General features: G+C 66.8%; 15 protein-coding genes. 6 read left to right on the top strand and 9 right to left on the bottom strand.

What is annotated here, in order from left to right; translation table 11 throughout:
- The 4 genes from ACVWZ8_RS00990 to ACVWZ8_RS01005 all read right to left on the bottom strand — a co-directional run bounded on the left by ACVWZ8_RS00990 (position 1) and on the right by ACVWZ8_RS01005 (position 5993).
- The gene (locus ACVWZ8_RS00990; RefSeq protein WP_456503505.1) at positions 1 to 819 is read right to left on the bottom strand and encodes a CoA transferase subunit A; all 819 of its coding nucleotides are present in this window, start codon (positions 817 to 819) and stop codon (positions 1 to 3) included.
- 66 nt (positions 820 to 885) lie between these two features.
- A complete protein-coding gene (locus ACVWZ8_RS00995; protein WP_456503506.1) occupies positions 886 to 2049 on the bottom strand; it encodes an acyl-CoA dehydrogenase family protein in 1164 nt (387 codons plus the stop codon).
- Between the two features lie 100 nt (positions 2050 to 2149).
- Positions 2150 to 4378, bottom strand: coding sequence for an ATP-binding protein (locus ACVWZ8_RS01000; RefSeq protein ID WP_456503507.1), 2229 nt, complete (start codon positions 4376 to 4378; stop codon positions 2150 to 2152).
- A gap of 7 nt (positions 4379 to 4385) precedes the next feature.
- Positions 4386 to 5993, bottom strand: coding sequence for a carboxyl transferase domain-containing protein (locus ACVWZ8_RS01005; RefSeq protein ID WP_456503508.1), 1608 nt, complete (start codon positions 5991 to 5993; stop codon positions 4386 to 4388).
- Between the two features lie 189 nt (positions 5994 to 6182).
- Here ACVWZ8_RS01005 and ACVWZ8_RS01010 point away from each other — a divergent pair, with 189 nt between their 5' ends.
- The gene (locus tag ACVWZ8_RS01010) at positions 6183 to 6839 is read left to right on the top strand and encodes an SACE_7040 family transcriptional regulator (protein WP_456503509.1); all 657 of its coding nucleotides are present in this window, start codon (positions 6183 to 6185) and stop codon (positions 6837 to 6839) included.
- A 206-nt stretch (positions 6840 to 7045) separates the two neighbouring features.
- Here ACVWZ8_RS01010 and ACVWZ8_RS01015 read toward each other — a convergent pair whose 3' ends face one another.
- The 3 genes from ACVWZ8_RS01015 to pdhA are packed head-to-tail and all read right to left on the bottom strand — an operon-like array spanning position 7046 to position 10688.
- Entirely contained in the window at positions 7046 to 8503 is a 1458-nt protein-coding gene (locus ACVWZ8_RS01015; protein WP_456503510.1) for a dihydrolipoamide acetyltransferase family protein, read from the bottom strand.
- Positions 8500 to 9510 carry an alpha-ketoacid dehydrogenase subunit beta gene (locus tag ACVWZ8_RS01020; protein ID WP_426976707.1) on the bottom strand — a complete coding sequence of 337 codons (1011 nt, stop codon included), beginning with the start codon at positions 9508 to 9510 and terminating at the stop codon, positions 8500 to 8502. The genes ACVWZ8_RS01015 and ACVWZ8_RS01020 overlap by 4 nt, the downstream gene beginning before the upstream one ends.
- Complete coding sequence (gene pdhA / locus ACVWZ8_RS01025; protein WP_426976706.1) at positions 9510 to 10688, bottom strand: pyruvate dehydrogenase (acetyl-transferring) E1 component subunit alpha; 1179 nt, start codon at positions 10686 to 10688, stop codon at positions 9510 to 9512. Before pdhA ends, ACVWZ8_RS01020 begins: the two co-directional genes overlap by 1 nt.
- Positions 10689 to 10884: 196 nt before the next feature.
- Here pdhA and ACVWZ8_RS01030 point away from each other — a divergent pair, with 196 nt between their 5' ends.
- Positions 10885 to 11358 carry an Lrp/AsnC family transcriptional regulator gene (locus ACVWZ8_RS01030; RefSeq protein ID WP_426976705.1) on the top strand — a complete coding sequence of 158 codons (474 nt, stop codon included), beginning with the start codon at positions 10885 to 10887 and terminating at the stop codon, positions 11356 to 11358.
- A gap of 145 nt (positions 11359 to 11503) precedes the next feature.
- Positions 11504 to 12007 (top strand): hypothetical protein, encoded by a 504-nt coding sequence (locus ACVWZ8_RS01035; protein WP_426976704.1) that lies wholly within the window; start codon positions 11504 to 11506, stop codon positions 12005 to 12007.
- 112 nt (positions 12008 to 12119) lie between these two features.
- On the opposite strand, the gene ACVWZ8_RS01040 is transcribed toward ACVWZ8_RS01035, so the two are convergent.
- On the bottom strand, positions 12120 to 13736 hold the full coding sequence (locus ACVWZ8_RS01040; RefSeq protein ID WP_456503511.1) for a solute symporter family protein: 1617 nt from the start codon (positions 13734 to 13736) through the stop codon (positions 12120 to 12122).
- A complete protein-coding gene (locus ACVWZ8_RS01045; RefSeq protein ID WP_426976702.1) occupies positions 13733 to 14113 on the bottom strand; it encodes a DUF485 domain-containing protein in 381 nt (126 codons plus the stop codon). Before ACVWZ8_RS01045 ends, ACVWZ8_RS01040 begins: the two co-directional genes overlap by 4 nt.
- Before the next feature lie 207 nt (positions 14114 to 14320).
- Here ACVWZ8_RS01045 and ACVWZ8_RS01050 point away from each other — a divergent pair, with 207 nt between their 5' ends.
- The 3 genes from ACVWZ8_RS01050 to ACVWZ8_RS01060 are packed head-to-tail and all read left to right on the top strand — an operon-like array spanning position 14321 to position 16695.
- Positions 14321 to 15538, top strand: a complete 1218-nt coding sequence (locus tag ACVWZ8_RS01050; protein WP_426976701.1) for a sensor histidine kinase — start codon at positions 14321 to 14323, stop codon at positions 15536 to 15538.
- Positions 15539 to 15586: 48 nt separating this feature from the next.
- The gene (locus ACVWZ8_RS01055) at positions 15587 to 16306 is read left to right on the top strand and encodes a LytR/AlgR family response regulator transcription factor (RefSeq protein WP_426976700.1); all 720 of its coding nucleotides are present in this window, start codon (positions 15587 to 15589) and stop codon (positions 16304 to 16306) included.
- Positions 16303 to 16695 carry a hypothetical protein gene (locus ACVWZ8_RS01060; protein ID WP_456503512.1) on the top strand — a complete coding sequence of 131 codons (393 nt, stop codon included), beginning with the start codon at positions 16303 to 16305 and terminating at the stop codon, positions 16693 to 16695. Before ACVWZ8_RS01055 ends, ACVWZ8_RS01060 begins: the two co-directional genes overlap by 4 nt.
- Position 16696: the final 1 nt, after the last annotated feature.

The raw sequence follows: 16696 nt of genomic DNA on the forward strand, positions 1-16696 counted from the left end.
TTATGCTCCTGCCTGGTCGATGTTGCGGGAGGTGTTCCCGGAAGAGGTCCCGGAGGTGTTCCCGGACGGCGCCGCTGCGACCGTCCGCTTTTCGATGCGCTTCTGGACCTGCGGCGCGAGTACGACACGCTGGACGAAGATTCCGGGAACGTGAATGTGCTCCGGGTCCAGTTCGCCGGGTTCCACGAGTTCCTCGACCTCGGCGATGGTGATCTTTCCGGCCATGGCGCAGAGCGGGTTGAAGTTCATCGCGGTGGCGTGGAAGACCAGGTTGCCGTGCCGGTCGCCCTTCCAGGCGTGCACCAGGCCGAAGTCGGGGTTCAGCGATTCCTCCAGGACATAGTCGGCCCCGTTGAAGCTGCGGACCTCCTTCGGCGCCGAGGCGATCGCGATGTTGCCCTCGGCGTCGTACTTCTGCGGCAGCCCGCCCTCGGACACCTGGGTGCCGACGCCGGCCGGAGTGTAGAACGCGGGGATCCCCGCCCCGCCGGCACGCATCTTCTCAGCCAGGGTGCCCTGCGGGGTGAGGACCACCTCGAGTTCGCCGGAGAGGTATTGCCGGGCGAACTCCTTGTTCTCCCCCACGTAGGAGCTGATGGTGCGGCGGATCCGGCCGTCCTTCAGCAGGATCCCGAGTCCCCAGTCGTCCACTCCGCAGTTGTTGCTGACGGTTTCCAGGTCCCTGGTGCCGTGCTGGTGCAGGGCATCGATCAGGGCCACGGGAATGCCGCAGAGCCCGAAGCCGCCGACCGCGAGCGAGGCACCGTCGTGGATGTCCGCCACTGCCTCGGCGGCGCTGGCAACAACTTTGTCAATCATCGTTGATCCTTTCAGGGGTCTCGACAAGCTCGACCACCGGGTGGAAAGTTGCGGCCAGCGGGCCGGTTAGAGCCCGAGTTCGCGGGCGATCAGCATCAGCTGGACCTCCGTGGTGCCCTCGCCGACTTCAAGGATCTTGGAGTCGCGGTAGTGGCGCGCCACGGTGAATTCGTTGATGAAGCCATAGCCGCCGAACACCTGGGTGGCGTCCCGCGCGTTGTCCATGGCTGCCTCGCCTGCGACCATCTTAGCGATGGCGGCCTGCGTCTTGAACGGCTTGCCGGCGAGCATCCGGGCGGCAGCGTCGTAGTAGGCCAGCCGGGCGGTGTGGGCCCGTGCTTCCATCCGGGCGATCTTGAACGCGATGGCCTGGTATTTGCCGATGTTCTGCCCGAATGCGCTGCGTTCCTTGGCGTATTTCACCGACTGGTCCACGCAGCCCTGGGCCGCACCGACGGCGAGGGCGGCGATGGCGATGCGGCCCTCGTCGAGGATGGAGAGGAAGTTGGCGTAGCCGCGGCCCTGGGTGCCCAGCAGGTTGGCTTCCGGGACATGGACATTGTTGAGCGTCAGCGGGTGGGTGTCCGAGGCGTTCCAGCCGACCTTGTTGTAGGCCTTCTCCGCCTTGAAGCCGGGGGTGTTGGTGGGCACCAGGATGGTGGAGATCTCCTTCTTGATGCTGCCGTCTGGACGCTCCTCCTGGCCGGTCACCGCGGTGACGGTGACGAGCCTGGTGATGTCGGTGCCGGAGTTGGTGATGAACTCCTTGTTTCCATTGATGACCCACTCCCCACCTTCAACCCGAGCGGTGGTCTTGGTGCCGCCGGCGTCGGAGCCGGCTTCCGGCTCGGTCAGGCCGAAGCCTGCGAGCGCCTTGCCGGAGGCCAGCAGCGGCAGCCATTCCTGCTTCTGGGCGTCGTTACCGAAGCGGTGGATGGGCATGGCGCCGAGCGAGACGCCGGCCTCTAGGGTGATGGCGACGGACTGGTCCACGCGGCCAAGCTGTTCGAGCGCGAGCGCCAGGGCGAAGTAGTCCCCGCCCATGCCGCCGAACTCCTCCGGGAAGGGCAGGCCGAACAGGCCCATGTCTGCCATCTGGGACACCACCTCGTAGGGGAAGCTGTGCTCCTCGTCGTGCTTGGCGGAGACCGGGGCCACCACGTCGTCCGCGAATTCGCGGACGGTGTTACTGAGGTCCTGGTATTCCTCGCTGAGTTCAAAATCTGCCATGGGGGTGACTCCTTCGTCTGTACTGATTGCCTGTACCGCTTTGTCTGTGGTCTGGTGCTGAAAGCCTGGCTCTGTTGCCGAGCCTGTTGTGGGGCGACTGTTACTCCGCCGCGCCCATGGCGATGACGGCTTCCTCGATCGTGTCCTCGGCCTTGGACGGCTCCGGCGCGTGAACGGGAGCGTGGATGGTGGCCAGGACCTGGTCCGCCTTGACCAGGTCGCCGGACGTGATGCTGACGTGCACTGTCCCGTCCAGCGGCGCCACCAGCTGGTGTTCCATCTTCATGGCCTCCACCGAGAGCAGCACCTGCCCGGCTTCCACGGTGTCGCCGTTGCTCACGGACACGGACACCACAGTGCCGGGCATCGGCGAGCGCACCTCCGGGTCTGCGGCGCCCTCGTCGCGTTCGATCGCGGCCAGCATCCGGGCCAGCCTCGCCTCGCGGCTCAGCGGCTCCAGCCGGCAGGACCAGCCTTCGTTGCCCAGATAGACGAACTGCGGATTGCCTTCCGGCGGGTAGTCCTCCCGTGGGTAGTCCCGCCAGGACGCCACCTGCGCGAACCGCAGTTCCTCGCCGTCGATCTCCAGATAAACATCGTCACTCGACAGCCCGATGACCACCACGAGATGATCCGGTCCGCCGTTGACCCGCACCCGGGCGCGCCCGAGATCCGTGTTGCTCAGCCAGGTGACTGCCACGGTGGCGATCCCGCCGCCCGGAACGCCGAAGCTCATCCTCCACGGCGCGGGCGCGCCCAGCCGCCAGCCGGTGGTGGTGTCCCAGGGCGATCCCACCGCTGGCGGCGCCTCGGCCAGGACCCAGAATGGCATGGCCGCGGCGATCAGTTCGGCATCGCCGGCCCGGCGGAAGGTGAAGTCCGGCATTTTGCGCTCGATCAGGCCGGTGTCGAGCCGGCCGGCGCGGACGTCGCCGTCGTTGATCAGCAGGCGCAGGTATTCGACGTTGGTGTCTATGCCCAGCGCCGTGTACCGGGCGAGGGCTGTATCGAGTTTGTCCAGCGCAGCGGTGCGGTCGCTCCCCCAGGCAATTACTTTGGAGACCATGGGGTCGTAGTCGCTGGAGATTTCGAGTCCCTCCAGCAGCGAGGAATCGATCCGGATGGTCGGATCGGCCGACGCCGGGGTCAAGGAGTCAAGATCGTCCATTGCTGTGAAGATCGTGCCCCGCTCATCCAGGAGCACCACCTCGCCGCCGGACGGCAGAAAGTTCCGTTCCGGGATCTCGGCGTAAACGCGCGCCTCCACCGAGTGGCCGTTGAGCACGACGTCGTCCTGCGCCACGGTGAGCACCTCGCCGGCGGCGATCCGGACCTGCCATTCGACGAGGTCGATGCCGGTGACCATCTCGGTGACGGGGTGCTCGACCTGCAGCCGGGTGTTCATTTCCATGAAGAAGAACTCGTCCGGGGCGTTGTCCGAGACCAGGAATTCCACGGTGCCGGCGCCGGAGTAGTTGACGCTGCGCGCGGCGTTGCAGGCGGCCTCGCCGAGACGGGCGCGGGTGGCGCCGCCGTCGTTCATGGCCTCAATGAGCGGCGACGGCGCTTCCTCGATGACCTTCTGGTGGCGGCGCTGCAGCGAGCATTCGCGCTCCCCCAGGTGGATGACGTTGCCGTGGTTGTCCGCGAGGACCTGCACCTCGATGTGCCGCGGCGTGAGCACCAGCCGCTCCAGGAACAGGGTGTCGTCACTGAAGGCACTTGCCGCGACCCGGCGGGCCGTGGCCAGGGTGGCCTCCAGCTCCTCGGGGCGTTCCACAATGTGCATCCCCTTGCCGCCGCCGCCGGCGGAGGGCTTGATCAGCAGCGGGAAGCCGACGCCGGCAGCGGCCTCGATCAGCTGCGCATCCGTCATCCCGGGCTCGGCGATGCCCGGAACCACGGGAACCCCGTAGCCCGCGACGTGATTCTTGGAGCGGATCTTGTCCCCCATGACATTGAGGGATTCCACGCCGGGACCGATGAAGGTGATGCCGGCCTTTTCCAGGGCGCGGGCAAAGTCGACGTTCTCGCTCAGGAAACCGTAGCCCGGGTGGACGGCCTCGGCACCGGTGTCGCGGCAGGCCTGGATGATGGCCTCGATCTTGAGGTAGCTCTCGGCGGCGGCAGCCGGGCCGATCCGCACCGCGAGGTCGGCTTCGCGCACGTGCCGGGCGCCGGCGTCGGCGTCGGAATAGACGGCAACCGAACGGATGCCCAGGGCACGCAGGGTCCGGATCACGCGGCAGGCGATCTCGCCGCGGTTCGCCACGAGGACGGTGCCGAAGAGGGGCTTCGGGGAGTTTGTAGTCGGCGAAGAAATAGTCACTGCTGGCTCACATCCGGAAAAGGCCGAAGGAGGTCTCCGGCAGCGGGGTGCGGGAGACGACGTCGAGCGCCAGTCCCAGGACGGTGCGGGTGTCCGCGGGGTCGATCACGCCGTCGTCCCAGAGGCGGGCGGTGGAATAGTAGGGGCTGCCCTGGTCCTCGTACTGGGCCTTGATCGGGGCCTTGAAGGCTTCCTCGTCCTCGGCGGACCATTCCTCCCCGCGCGCCTCGTACTGGTCCCGCTTCACGGTGGCGAGCACGCTCGAGGCCTGGTTGCCGCCCATCACCGAGATCCGGCTGGCCGGCCACATCCACAGGAAGCGCGGCGAATAGGCCCGCCCGCACATGGAGTAGTTGCCGGCGCCGAAGGAGCCGCCGATCACCACCGTGAGCTTGGGGACCCGTGCGGTGGCGACGGCGGTGACCATCTTGGCGCCGTTCTTGGCGATGCCGCCCTGCTCGTAGTCCTTGCCCACCATGAAGCCGGAGAGGTTCTGCAGGAAGATCAGCGGGATGCCGCGCTGGTCGCACAGTTCGATGAAGTGGGCGCCTTTGAGCGAGGACTCGCTGAAGAGCACCCCGTTGTTGGCCACGATGCCGACAGGGTGGCCGTGCAGCTTCGCGAAACCGGTGACCAGGGTGGTGCCGTAGTTCTTCTTGAACTCGTGGAAGCGGCTGCCGTCCACGAGCCGGGCGATCACCTCGCGCACGTCGTACTGCGCGTTGACGTCCGTGGGAACGGCACCGTAGAGCTCTTCCGGATCCGCCAGGGGTTCGACGGCGGTGTCCACGTCCCAGACGGGGGCTGCCGGCCGGGGCAGCGTGGAGACGATATCCCGGACGATCTGGAGGGCATGCCCATCGTTCTCGGCCAGGTGGTCCGTGACGCCGGAGATCTTGGAGTGGACGTCCCCGCCGCCGAGTTCCTCGGCCGTGACGATCTCGCCGATGGCGGCCTTCACCAACGGCGGCCCGCCCAGGAAGATGGTGCCCTGGTTGCGGACAATCACGGTCTCGTCGCTCATCGCGGGAACGTAGGCGCCGCCGGCGGTGCAGGAACCCATCACCGAGGCGATCTGCGGGATCCTGGCGGCGGACATCTTGGCCTGGTTGAAGAAGATCCGGCCGAAGTGCTCCTTGTCCGGGAAGACCTCGTCCTGCTTGGGCAGGAAGGCTCCGCCGGAGTCCACGAGGTAGATGCAGGGCAGCCGGTTCTCCAGCGCGATTTCCTGGGCCCGGAGGTGCTTCTTCACGGTCATGGGATAGTAGGTGCCGCCCTTGACGGTGGCGTCGTTGGAGATGACCAGGACCTGGCGGCCGTGCACGAGGCCTATCCCGGCGATTACACCGGCGCCGGGTGAATCGTCGTTGTACATGCCGTTGGCCGCGAGCGGTGCGATTTCCAGGAAGGGGCTGCCGTCATCGAGCAGCTGGTCGATGCGTTCGCGCGGGAGGAGCTTGCCGCGGGCCACATGGCGCTCCCGGGACTTTTCCGGGCCGCCCAGCGCGGCGGTGGCGAGCCGTTCCTTCAGCTCACGGGCCAGCCCCAGCTGGGCTTCCCGGTTCGCGGCGTAGACGGCGCTCGCGGCGTCGACCTGGCTGGCGATTGTCTCCATTGACTGCTTCCGTTCTCGACCTTCATGCTGGGGCTGCATGCTGGGGGCCTTCATTGCGCCCGTTCCAGCCACTTCGGTTAGTACCGCATAACTGAGATTTAGGTTAGTCTCTATTAACTGTGATGTCCAACACGGGGCCGCGCAAATAAGCCGAACGGCCACGCGGAATGTGAAACGAGGGATGTGCCGGTGACCGAACCCAGCCAGACTATCCAGGCCCCTTCAACCCAGCCTCCAGCAACCCAGCGCAGCCAGGCCAAGGAGAACCGCCGGCAGGCGCTGCTCTCCGCGGCCGCCGCGCTGTTCGCCGTCGACGGCTTCAACCGCGTCTCGCTGGAGGACCTCGGCGCCGCGGCGGGAGTCAGCGGGCCGGCGGTATACCGGCACTTCGCCGGCAAGCAGGCCGTTCTCGGGGCCCTGCTCCTGAGCGTCAGCCAGGAGCTGCTCGACGGCGGCCGGCGGGTGGTGGCCGAATCCGACGGCGACGCGGTGGCGCTGGCCCGGCTGGTGGAGTTCCACGTGGACTTCGCACTCAGCAATCCCGACGTCATCCGGGTGCAGGACCAGGACTTCAGCAACCTGGCCGACGACGACCATGCCGAGGTCCGCACGCTCCAGCGCAACTACGTGGAGCTCTGGGTTGAGGTCCTGGCCAGGCTGCACGCCGATACCGAAGCCGCCGAGCTGCGGATGCGCGCCCACGCCACCTTCGGCCTGATCAACTCCACACCACACTCGGTGCGCAGCCACGGGCGCCGGATCGCGGTGAAGCGTGCCCGTCCGCTGCTCGAAAGCATGGCGCTGGCCGCCCTCATGGCCCCGGCCGCGCCCGAACCCCTCGGCTAAGCAACTCCCCCACCGCGCACCCAGCTACGCCAGGACTCCAGGACTCCGTCCGGGGGCACTTTGGCGCGGACAGGCCGTGAACCGTGGCGCCGCCGTCGAACATTGCACTCAAAGTGCCCCCGCACCGAACACCTCTCCACGAAATACGGCTGCCGGCCGCTCCCCTGGAAGGGAACAGCCGGCAGCCTGGTAAGGCCGGTGACCGGTTAGACCATGGCGAGCGCCATGCCCGGGTCCGCCAGGATGGCGCCGAGGTCCTGCAGGAACCGCGAGCCCTGCTCGCCGTCCACCAGCCGGTGGTCAAACGAGAGGCTCAGCGTCATGACCTGGCGCAGTGCGACCTCGTCCTGGTACTCCCACGGCATCTTGCGGACCGCGCCGAGAGCGAGGATGGCGGCCTCGCCCGGGTTGAGGATGGGTGTGCCCGCATCGATGCCGAAGACACCGATGTTCGTAATGGAGATGGTGCCGCCAGAGAGCTCGGCCGGGGAGGTCTTGCCTGCCCGCGCCGTGTCCGTCAGCGCCGCCAAGGCCGTGGAGAGCTCCAGCAGGGACATCCGGTCCGCATCCTTGATGTTCGGCACGGTCAGGCCGCGGGGAGTCGCCGCCGCGATGCCCAGGTTCACGTAGTTGTACTGGACGATCTCCTGCTTGGCTTCATCCCAGCGGGTGTTGAGCGTCGGGTGGTTCCGCAGCGCGATGAGCACGGCCTTGGACACGATGGTCAAAGGTGTGAGCTTGTAGCCGGCGAACGCGCGGCTGGCCTTAAGCCTGGCCAGCAGTTCCATGGTGGGCGTGACGTCGACGGTCAGGAACTCCGTGACGTGCGGCGCGGTGAAGGCGCTGGACACCATCGCGGCGGCCGTGAACTTGCGGACGCCCTTGATCGGAGTGCGCGTTTCCCGCTCACCCTGCCCCTGGCCGGCGCCAAGGCCTGCAGCTTGGGTTCCCGCCAGCTCCTGGGACACCGCGGCAAGGTCCCCTCCGCCGACGAAGTTCAGGACATCGTCCCGGATGATGAGCCCGTGCTCCCCGGTGCCGGTGACGGCTTCGAGGTCGACGCCGAGGTCCTTGGCGAGTTTCCGGACCGGCGGCGTGGACCGCGGACGTTCGGCAGGCGCGGCCACCACCGGAGCGGTTTCAGCTACCGGAGCCGTTTCAGCTACCGGAGCCGTTTCAACTACCGGAGCCGTTTCAACTACCGGAGCCGTTTCAACTACCAGTGCGGTTTTAACAGCTTCGGCAACTGTGACAGGCGCGACGACCGAAGCAGCCGGGGCCGCGAAGCTGCGGGCGCGGCGGGCCGGGCGGCCGGAGTCCTCGAGGACCGCGCCGTAGCCGACCAGATTCGGCTCACGCTTGGCGGCCGCCTCACCGGCGTCAGAGTCAACCGAGCCGGCCCCGCCGTCGTCGCCCTCAATCTCGAACGAGACGATCGGCTTGCCCACCTCCACCACGGTGCCCGGCTGTTCGTGCAGGGCGGTGATCACGCCGGCGTACGGCGAGGGAAGCTCGACGACGGCCTTGGCCGTCTCCACCTCCGCGATGATCTGGTTGAGCGCGACGGTGTCCCCTACCGCGACCTTCCAGGCGACGATTTCCGATTCAGTGAGACCCTCACCGAGGTCCGGGAGCCTGAATTCCTTGATCATGGTGGCGGTCATCCTTCCAGCCCGCTGAGGGAGTTGGGGCGGCCCAGGGCACGGTCGACGCCGTCGAGGATCCGGTCAAGGCTCGGCAGGTGGTGCATTTCAAGCTTTGAGTAGGGGTAGGGGACGTCGAAGCCGGTGACCCGGACCGGGGCCGCTTCGAGGTGAAAGAAGCAGCGTTCGGTGATGCTGGCGGCCACTTCGGCGCCGAGGCCGCCGGACTGGCCGGCTTCGTGGGTGATAACGAGCCGGCCGGTCTTGCGGACCGAGGCTTCCAGCGTTGCGAAGTCCAGCGGGGCCAGCGAGCGGAGGTCGATGACCTCGACCGAAACCCCCTCGTCGGCGGCGGCGAGCGCGGCGTCACGGGCGGTCTTGACGAGCGGGCCGTAGGCCACAAGGGTCACGTCCTTGCCCTCGGTGACGACCCTGGCCTTCTCCATGGACAGGGCGGCGCTGAGGTCAAGGGACTCGTCCACCTCACCCTTGTCGTGGTAGCGGCGCTTCGGTTCGAAGTAGAGGACCGGGTCGTCCGAGGCGATGGCCTGCTGGATCATGGTGTAGGCGTCCTGCGGGTTGGAGACGCTGACCACGCGCAGGCCGGAGGTGTGGGTGAAGTAGGCCTCGGGCGATTCGGAGTGGTGCTCCGGGGAACCGATGCCGCCGCCAAAGGGTACGCGGATGGTGATGGGCATCTTGACGGCGCCCTGGGTGCGGTAGTGCATCTTGGCGACCTGGCTGACGATCTGGTCGAAGGCCGGGTAGATGAAGCCGTCGAACTGGATCTCCACCACCGGGCGGTAGCCGCGGTACGCGAGTCCGACGGCGGTGCCCATGATGCCCGACTCGGCGAGCGGCGTGTCAACGACGCGGTGCGTGCCGAAGTCCTTTTGCAGGCCGTCCGTCACACGGAAGACGCCGCCGAGGGCGCCGATGTCCTCCCCCATCAGGATCACCTTGGGATCATTTTCGAGGGACTTGCGCAGGCCCGAATTGATGGCTCGGGCAAAGGTCATCTGCGTCATCAGCTTGCACCTTCTTCAGAAGCGGCTTCTGCGGGATCGCCGAAGGAAGCCAGGTAACGGGAGTAGTGGTCCTGCTGGCGGTCCAGCGAGGAATTGGGCGTGCTGTAGACATGCTTGAAGATGTCCATTGGCTGCGGCTCGGGCATGTTGATGGTGCCGGCCCGCAGCGCCTTGGCCACGGCGTCCGCCTTGGTGGCGACGGCGGCTTCAAAATCTTCGCTCAGCAGGCCCTTGCGGTCGAGCAGGGACTTCAGCCGCGCGATCGGATCCTTGGCGGCCCAGTCCTCCAGCTCGTTGGCATCCCGGTAGCGGGTGGGATCATCCGCCGTCGTGTGCGGGCCCATCCGGTAGGTGACGGCCTCGATGAAGGTGGGTCCGCCGCCGCGCCGTGCGCGGTCGATGGCGATACGGGTCGCGGCCATCACGGCCAGGACGTCGTTGCCGTCCACCCGCATGCTGGGGATGCCGAAGCCGGAGGCGCGGTCCGCGAGCTGGATGTGGGACTGGATCCGGACGGGTTCCGAGATGGCCCAGTGGTTGTTCTGGCAGAAGAACACGACCGGCGCCTGGAAGCTCGCGGCGAAGACCAAGGCCTCGCTGACGTCGCCTTCGCTCGTGGCACCGTCGCCGAAGTACGCCACGGCGACCGAGTCGGCACCATCGTTCTGGATGCCCATGGCATAGCCGGTGGCATGCAGCGTCTGCGAGCCGATGATGATCTGCTGCGTGGCCACGTTCACCGTGTAGGGGTTCCAGCCGGCCAAAGCGTTGCCACGCCAGGCGCGCACGAGGTCCTCCGCGTGTACCCCGCGGCAGTAGGCGACGCCGTTGTCGCGGTAGCTGGGGAAGACGAAGTCGTCGTCGCGGAGGGCCCGGGCCGAGCCGATCTGGGCAGCTTCCTGGCCCAGCAGCGGCGGCCAGAGGGCAAGCTCGCCCTGGCGCTGCAGGGCGGTGGCCTCAGCGTCGATCCGGCGGATCACCACCATGTCTTCGTAGAGCGCGCCGAGCTGCTCGTCACTGACATCCTGAACCCAGGGGTCGAACTCGGGATGGCTTACACGTTCACCCCCCGGAGTGATGAGCTGGACGAGATCCCCGCCCGTGCGCCGGTTTGATTCTGCACTGTTGCCCGGGCCTCCGGCGGCAATGCCGCCCTTGCCCGCGTCGTCGGTAAACACAGTTGTCCGCAACCTTCTGACGTCGTCTGACCGGTGCTCGCAGGACTCGTGATCCCGCTGCGCGCCAGCCGCCCGGGCGCCGTTGCCCCGGATAATTGTGACCCTACTCACAATGCTCATCGGGTACAACCACCCGCAAAAATATTGAGCATTATGCCCTGTCTGGAGTGGGCCGGCCGTGCTAATCTTGCGCATTATGCAAACCTTGGATGGCACCGACACACGCCTGCTTTCGGCCATGGCCAGCGACCCCCGGCGCACCGTCGTCGCCCTGGCCCAGAAGCTCGGCCTGTCCCGGAATACCGTGCAGGCGCGGATGGCCCAGCTGGAGAAAAAACACGTGTTCCTCTCCTTCGAGCGGCGCATCAATCCGGCCTCGCTGGGGTATCCGCTGATGGCCTTTATTTCCGTGCACGTCCAGCAGCAAAAACTGGGCCAGTTGGCCGTTGAGCTCGCCGGCATCCCGGAAATTCTGGAGGGCTTCGGCCTGACCGGCTCGGCGGACCTCCTGTTGCGGGTTGTGGCGCTCGACGCCGAGGATCTGTTCCGGATAAACGGCAAGATCCTGGCCTGCGACGGAGTAGACCGGACCGATACCGCACTGGCCATGGGTGAGCTGATTCCGTTCCGGATCCAGCCGCTGCTGGAACGCGGTTCCGCGGAAGGCTGAGCAAACGACGGCGTGGCACCGCCGCTTTGAAGTGCCGGGCTCTGGGCGTGGCTATAGGCTGGGTCGCATCGACTCCCAAGGGTTCCGGAACGCGGCCCCTGCGACCCAGGCAGTGGCTTTGCGGACCGCCAGAAAGGCATGACTCTTGAGCACTCCTCAGGATCCCCACCACCCGGCACCGCGGGAGCCCGCACAGGAGCCGCCCGCCCAGCCTCCGAAGAGGAGCCGGAAGGGGCTGTGGATCGTGCTGGGAATTGTCGGCGGGGTACTGCTGCTCGTGGCGATCGGCGTCGGGGTTTTGCTGAGCGTCGTCGGCGGGGCAACGAACAAAGCCAAGGGACTCGCGGATGACTTCAACAAATTGATCATTGCCGGGGACACCGGCACGGCGTACGACATGTACCTGGATCCGGCCCTCATGGACAAGCTCTCCAAGGAGGACTTTGCCGCCGGCGTCCAGGGCCTGGAGCTGGACGGTTCCTGCAAGCCGAACTACACGGATCTGTTGGTCAGCTCCGACAACGGCATCAACGGGGCCGACGTCGCAGGCTCCCTCGACTGCGACGGCAAGAGGGTCGAACTGAACTACCGCTTCCAGGGCAGGGACGAGCTCAAGATGGTCAATATCCGGCTCAGGCCCGCGGCCTGAGCCAGGAACAAACTACAGGAGCCCCCGTGGGTCGCACGGGGGCTCCTGTAGTTTCGGCCAACGGACGCGACGGCGTCCACACGGCCCCTGGTTGGTGGCTACTGGTTGGCGGCTAGTGGTTGGTGGCCTTTTCGGCGCCCACACCCGTGAGGGAGCGGACTTCCATTTCGGCCTGCTTGGTGGTGTCTTCCAGCTTCTTGTCCAGCACTGTACCGAGCCAGCCCAGGAAGAACGCGAGCGGGATGGAGACAATGCCGGGGTTGCTGAGCGGGAAGATCGCGAAGTTGGCGCCCGGGATCATGGACGTCTTCGTACCCGAGACCACCGGGGAGAGCGTGATCAGGATGATGGCCGAACCAAGGCCGCCGTACATGCTCCAGATGGCACCCTGGGTGGTGAAACGGCGCCAGAACAGCGAGTACACGATGGTGGGCAGGTTCGCCGAGGCGGCCACGGCGAAGGCGAGCGCCACGAGGAACGCGATGTTCTGTCCGTTGGCGAAGATGCCGCCGATGATGGCGAGCAGGCCGATCACCACTACGGTGCGGCGCGCCACCTTGACCTCGGTGTCGGCGTCGGCCTTGCCCTTGGCGATCACGCTGGCGTAGATGTCGTGGGCGAAGGATGCCGCCGCGGTGATGGTCAGGCCCGCGACAACCGCCAGGATGGTGGCGAAGGCAACGGCCGAGATGAAGCCGAGCAGCAGCGGTCCGCCCAGGTGGAAGGCCAGCAGCGGTGCCGCGGAGTTGACCCCGCCCGGGGCACCCTTGATGGTGTCAGCGCCCACCAGCGCGGCCGCGCCGTAGCCCAGGACGAGGGTGAACAGGTAGAAGATGCCGATCAGCCAGATGGACCACACCACGGACTTGCGGGCTTCCTTGGCGGTCGGAACCGTGTAGAAGCGCATCAGCACGTGCGGCAGGGCCGCGGTGCCGAGCACAAGGGCCAGGCCCAGGGACATGAAGTCCAGCTTGGACGTCTCGGACTTGCCGTACTGCAGGCCCGGGTTGAGGATGTTCGGGTTCTTCGAGGTTTCCACCGCCCCGCCGAGCAGGTCGGAAAGGTTGAAGCCGTAGATCGCGAGGACCCAGAAGGTCATGACGGCGGCGCCCGCAATCAGGAGCATCGCCTTGATGATCTGCACCCACGTGGTGCCCTTCATGCCGCCGATCAGTACGTACATGATCATCAGGGCGCCGACGACGACGATCACCAGGGCCTGACCGCCCCAGTCGCTGATGCCCAGGAGCAGGGAGATCAGGCTGCCGGCTCCCGCCATCTGGGCCAGAAGGTAGAAGAAGCAGACCGCGAGGGTGGAGATGGCAGCCGCGATGCGCACGGGGCGCTGCTTGAGCCGGAAGGAGAGCACATCCGCCATGGTGAACTTGCCCGTGTTGCGGAGCAGTTCGGCGACGAGCAGCAGGGCGACGAGCCAGGCCACAAGGAAGCCGATGGAGTACATGAAGCCGTCGTACCCGTTGACGGCGATCGCGCCGGTGATCCCGAGGAAGGACGCCGCCGAGAGGTAATCGCCGGCGATGGCCGTGCCGTTCTGCGGCCCCGTGAAGGAACGCCCGGCCGCGTAGTAATCCGCCGCCGTCTTGTTGCTGCGGCTGGCCCTGAGCACAATCACCATCGTGATGGCGACGAAGAGGGCGAAGATGCCCATGTTCAGCAGGGTGGTGTCCTTGAGGTCCGAAACGTTAACTGTGGGAACCATGAATGTCATTTTGTTGCCCCGCCAATTTGATTGCCGTGCTTGTCGAACTCGTGGCCTTCGATTTCGTGGCGGATCTCGGCGGCGATGGGGTCAAGCTTCCGGTTCGAGTAGCTGACATACCAGCCGGTGATGGCGAATGTGGACACGAACTGCAGCAGGCCCAGGATCAGGCCGATATTGATGTTGCCCCAGACCTTGGTGGACATGAAGCCGACCGCGTAGTCGGCCAACACGACGTAGGCGAAGTACCAGAGCAGGAATGCAATGGCCATGGGAAAGACAAAGCTGCGGTGACGTTTGCGTAGTTGCTGGAACCGCTCCGTCGACTGGACTTCCTTGAAGTCCACGGCCGCCGCTGCGTCCGCTTCTTGGGCGTGGTGACCCATCGTTCCTCCTCATTGAGACTGGCTAGTCGACACCGGCTGCGTTAGCCTGATGGAAACAGTCCCCCGGGCCGATGTGACTACAATCACTGTGCATCGTGATGTGCACTACAGTCCATAGTCGCCGTGCCGGCGTCGCTCAACGGTCCTGATGCTGCGCTCAACGGCGGCCGCGCAACGCCCCGGCGGTGCCCGCGATACGCTGGCAGCATGCCGGACTCTCCGCTGTTTACCGCCGCCGCCATCGCCGTGATCGCGATGGCGATCGCCGTCGTCGTCGCCGTCGGCCTCAAGGTCCTCCGCTCGTTCCGGGAGCTGGGCACCGACGCGGAACAGGCTACGTACAAGACCCTGCACGCCGCTTCCCTGGCCGGCCAGCACCTGCGGACCGGACTCAATCCCGCCGGCGCGGCCAAGGCCAGCCGGCAGTTGCGCAGCCTGCTGGGAAGCGACGCGCTGGCGATTACCGACACGACGGGCGTCCTCGCGTGGGACGGCGCCGGCGAGGAACTCAAGCCCGCTTTGATGGGGCTCGCGGCCCGCGTGTTCGACGGCGGCCACACGGCCGTGATCCCGGCCGGCGAGCTGCAGCTGCTTGCCGGCGGCACCGCACCCGGGACGCTCACCCCGGAGGTGGAACGCGCCGTCGTGATCGCCCCGATCAAGGCCGGCACGCGGGTGGTGGGCGTCGTGGCGGCCTTCGCCCCGTCGGCCGGCGCGGGACTGGTGCGCGCCACGAGCGAGGTGGCCGACTGGGTGGCCACCCAGGTGGAACTGGCTGAGCTCGATGCCTCCCGTACGCTGCTGATGGAGGCCGAGGTCCGGGCGCTCCGTGCCCAGATCAGCCCCCACTTCATTTACAACTCGTTGAACGCGATCGCGTCCTTCATCAACACGGACCCGGTGCGGGCGCGCGAACTCGTGGTGGAATTCGCCGACTTCACCCGGTATTCCTTCCGCCGGCACGGCGATTTCACCACCCTGGCCGAGGAGCTGCGCTGCATCGACCGCTACCTGCTCCTGGAACGCGCCCGCTTCGGCGACCGGGTGCAGGTCAGCCTGCGGATCGCGCCCGAAGTGCTCAGCACCGTGATCCCGTTCCTGAGCCTGCAACCGCTCGTGGAGAACGCGGTCCGGCACGGGCTCGAAGCCAAGGAGGGGCCGGGGCACATCTCGATCACGGCCAATGACTCCGGCGCCTTTGCCGAGGTGACCATCGAGGACGACGGGGTGGGCATGGATCCCGATCAGCTGCGCTCCGTGCTCGCCGGGCACACCGATGGCGACCACGTCGGGCTCCGCAACGTCGACACCAGGCTGCGGCAGGTCTACGGCGAAGACAACGGGCTCGTGATCGAAACGGCTCCCGGGGAGGGCACCCTGATCACCATGCGGGTGCCCAAGTCGCAGCCCCGTCACGACGCCTGATCGTTGGCCTGATACAGGTCAAAATGCCTCTGGCAGTAGTCTTGAACCATGATTAACGTCCTCGTCGCCGACGACGAGTTCCCCGCCGTCGAGGAACTGGCTTTCCTGCTCCGCAAAGATGACCGGATCGGCACGATCTACCGTGCCTCCTCCGGCGCCGAGGCCCTCCGTGCGCTCGAAGCCGAGGAGGTCGACGCCGTCTTCCTCGACATCCATATGCCGGCCCTGTCCGGGCTGGACATCGCCCGCGTCATCTCCCGCAGCTCCCACCCGCCGGCCGTTGTGTTCGTGACGGCCGACGAGGACCGCGCGCTGGAAGCGTTCGAGCTGGCTGCCGTGGACTACCTGCTGAAGCCCGTGCGGGCGGAACGGCTCGCAAAGTCCATCGGCCGGATCAGCGAGCTGCTCAAGGACGGCGCCCCAGCGCCGGAGATGATCACCGTGGACCTCGGCGGCCACACCAAGATGATCCGGCGCGAGGACGTCACCTACGTCCAGGCGCAGGGCGACTACGCCAGGCTCCACACCGCCGACGCGAGTTACCTCATCCGGGTCCCGCTGGCCGACCTTGAGCAGCAATGGGCCGACGCCGGATTCATCCGCACCCACCGCTCCTACCTGATCGCACTGAACCACGTCAGCCATATGAAGCTTGCGGCGGCGCGCCCCAGCGTCACCGTGGCCGGGGCCGAGCTTCCCATCAGCCGCCGGCACCTGCCGTCCGTACGGGAGAAGCTGCAGTCGACCCGGATCCGGCCGCAGGCATGACACGCGTCCGCGTGACCGCACCGCGCAGCGTGACACCGGGCAGCATGGCACTTCGAGGTACGGCGCTGCCCGCCGCCCGGTCAGCCACTGATGCCCGTGAAGCGGCGGAGGAATCCGACGCCGGACAGGTCTTCGTCCGCTCGCTGATCCGCTCCCAGCTGCGGCTCGGACTCGTGGTGGCAGGCGGCTTCCTGCTGATCCTGCTCGCGTTCCCGCTCATGTTGGGGCTGGTTCCCGGGCTGGCGGACTCGACGATTGCCGGCCTTCCCTTCGACTGGGTCCTGCTGGGCGCCGGTATCTATCCCGTGATCGGGCTCAGTGCGTGGCTCTATGTGCGGACGGCGGCACGGAACGAGGCCCGCTACCGGGACCTGGCCGGGGACAAGTGAG

The organism is Arthrobacter sp. UYCu723 (assembly GCF_054059215.1).

Excerpts from the sequence above, each read along its gene's own strand:
- ACVWZ8_RS01055 (WP_426976700.1), top strand. The coding sequence starts at position 15,587 with ATGATTAACGTCCTCGTCGCCGACGACGAGTTCCCCGCCGTCGAGGAA.
- ACVWZ8_RS00990 (WP_456503505.1), bottom strand. The coding sequence starts at position 819 with ATGATTGACAAAGTTGTTGCCAGCGCCGCCGAGGCAGTGGCGGACATC.
- ACVWZ8_RS01030 (WP_426976705.1), top strand. The coding sequence starts at position 10,885 with ATGCAAACCTTGGATGGCACCGACACACGCCTGCTTTCGGCCATGGCC.
- ACVWZ8_RS01060 (WP_456503512.1), top strand. The coding sequence starts at position 16,303 with ATGACACGCGTCCGCGTGACCGCACCGCGCAGCGTGACACCGGGCAGC.
- ACVWZ8_RS01015 (WP_456503510.1), bottom strand. The coding sequence starts at position 8,503 with ATGACCGCCACCATGATCAAGGAATTCAGGCTCCCGGACCTCGGTGAG.
- ACVWZ8_RS01045 (WP_426976702.1), bottom strand. The coding sequence starts at position 14,113 with ATGGGTCACCACGCCCAAGAAGCGGACGCAGCGGCGGCCGTGGACTTC.
- ACVWZ8_RS01050 (WP_426976701.1), top strand. The coding sequence starts at position 14,321 with ATGCCGGACTCTCCGCTGTTTACCGCCGCCGCCATCGCCGTGATCGCG.
- ACVWZ8_RS01020 (WP_426976707.1), bottom strand. The coding sequence starts at position 9,510 with ATGACGCAGATGACCTTTGCCCGAGCCATCAATTCGGGCCTGCGCAAG.
- ACVWZ8_RS01040 (WP_456503511.1), bottom strand. The coding sequence starts at position 13,736 with ATGACATTCATGGTTCCCACAGTTAACGTTTCGGACCTCAAGGACACC.
- ACVWZ8_RS00995 (WP_456503506.1), bottom strand. The coding sequence starts at position 2,049 with ATGGCAGATTTTGAACTCAGCGAGGAATACCAGGACCTCAGTAACACC.
- ACVWZ8_RS01005 (WP_456503508.1), bottom strand. The coding sequence starts at position 5,993 with ATGGAGACAATCGCCAGCCAGGTCGACGCCGCGAGCGCCGTCTACGCC.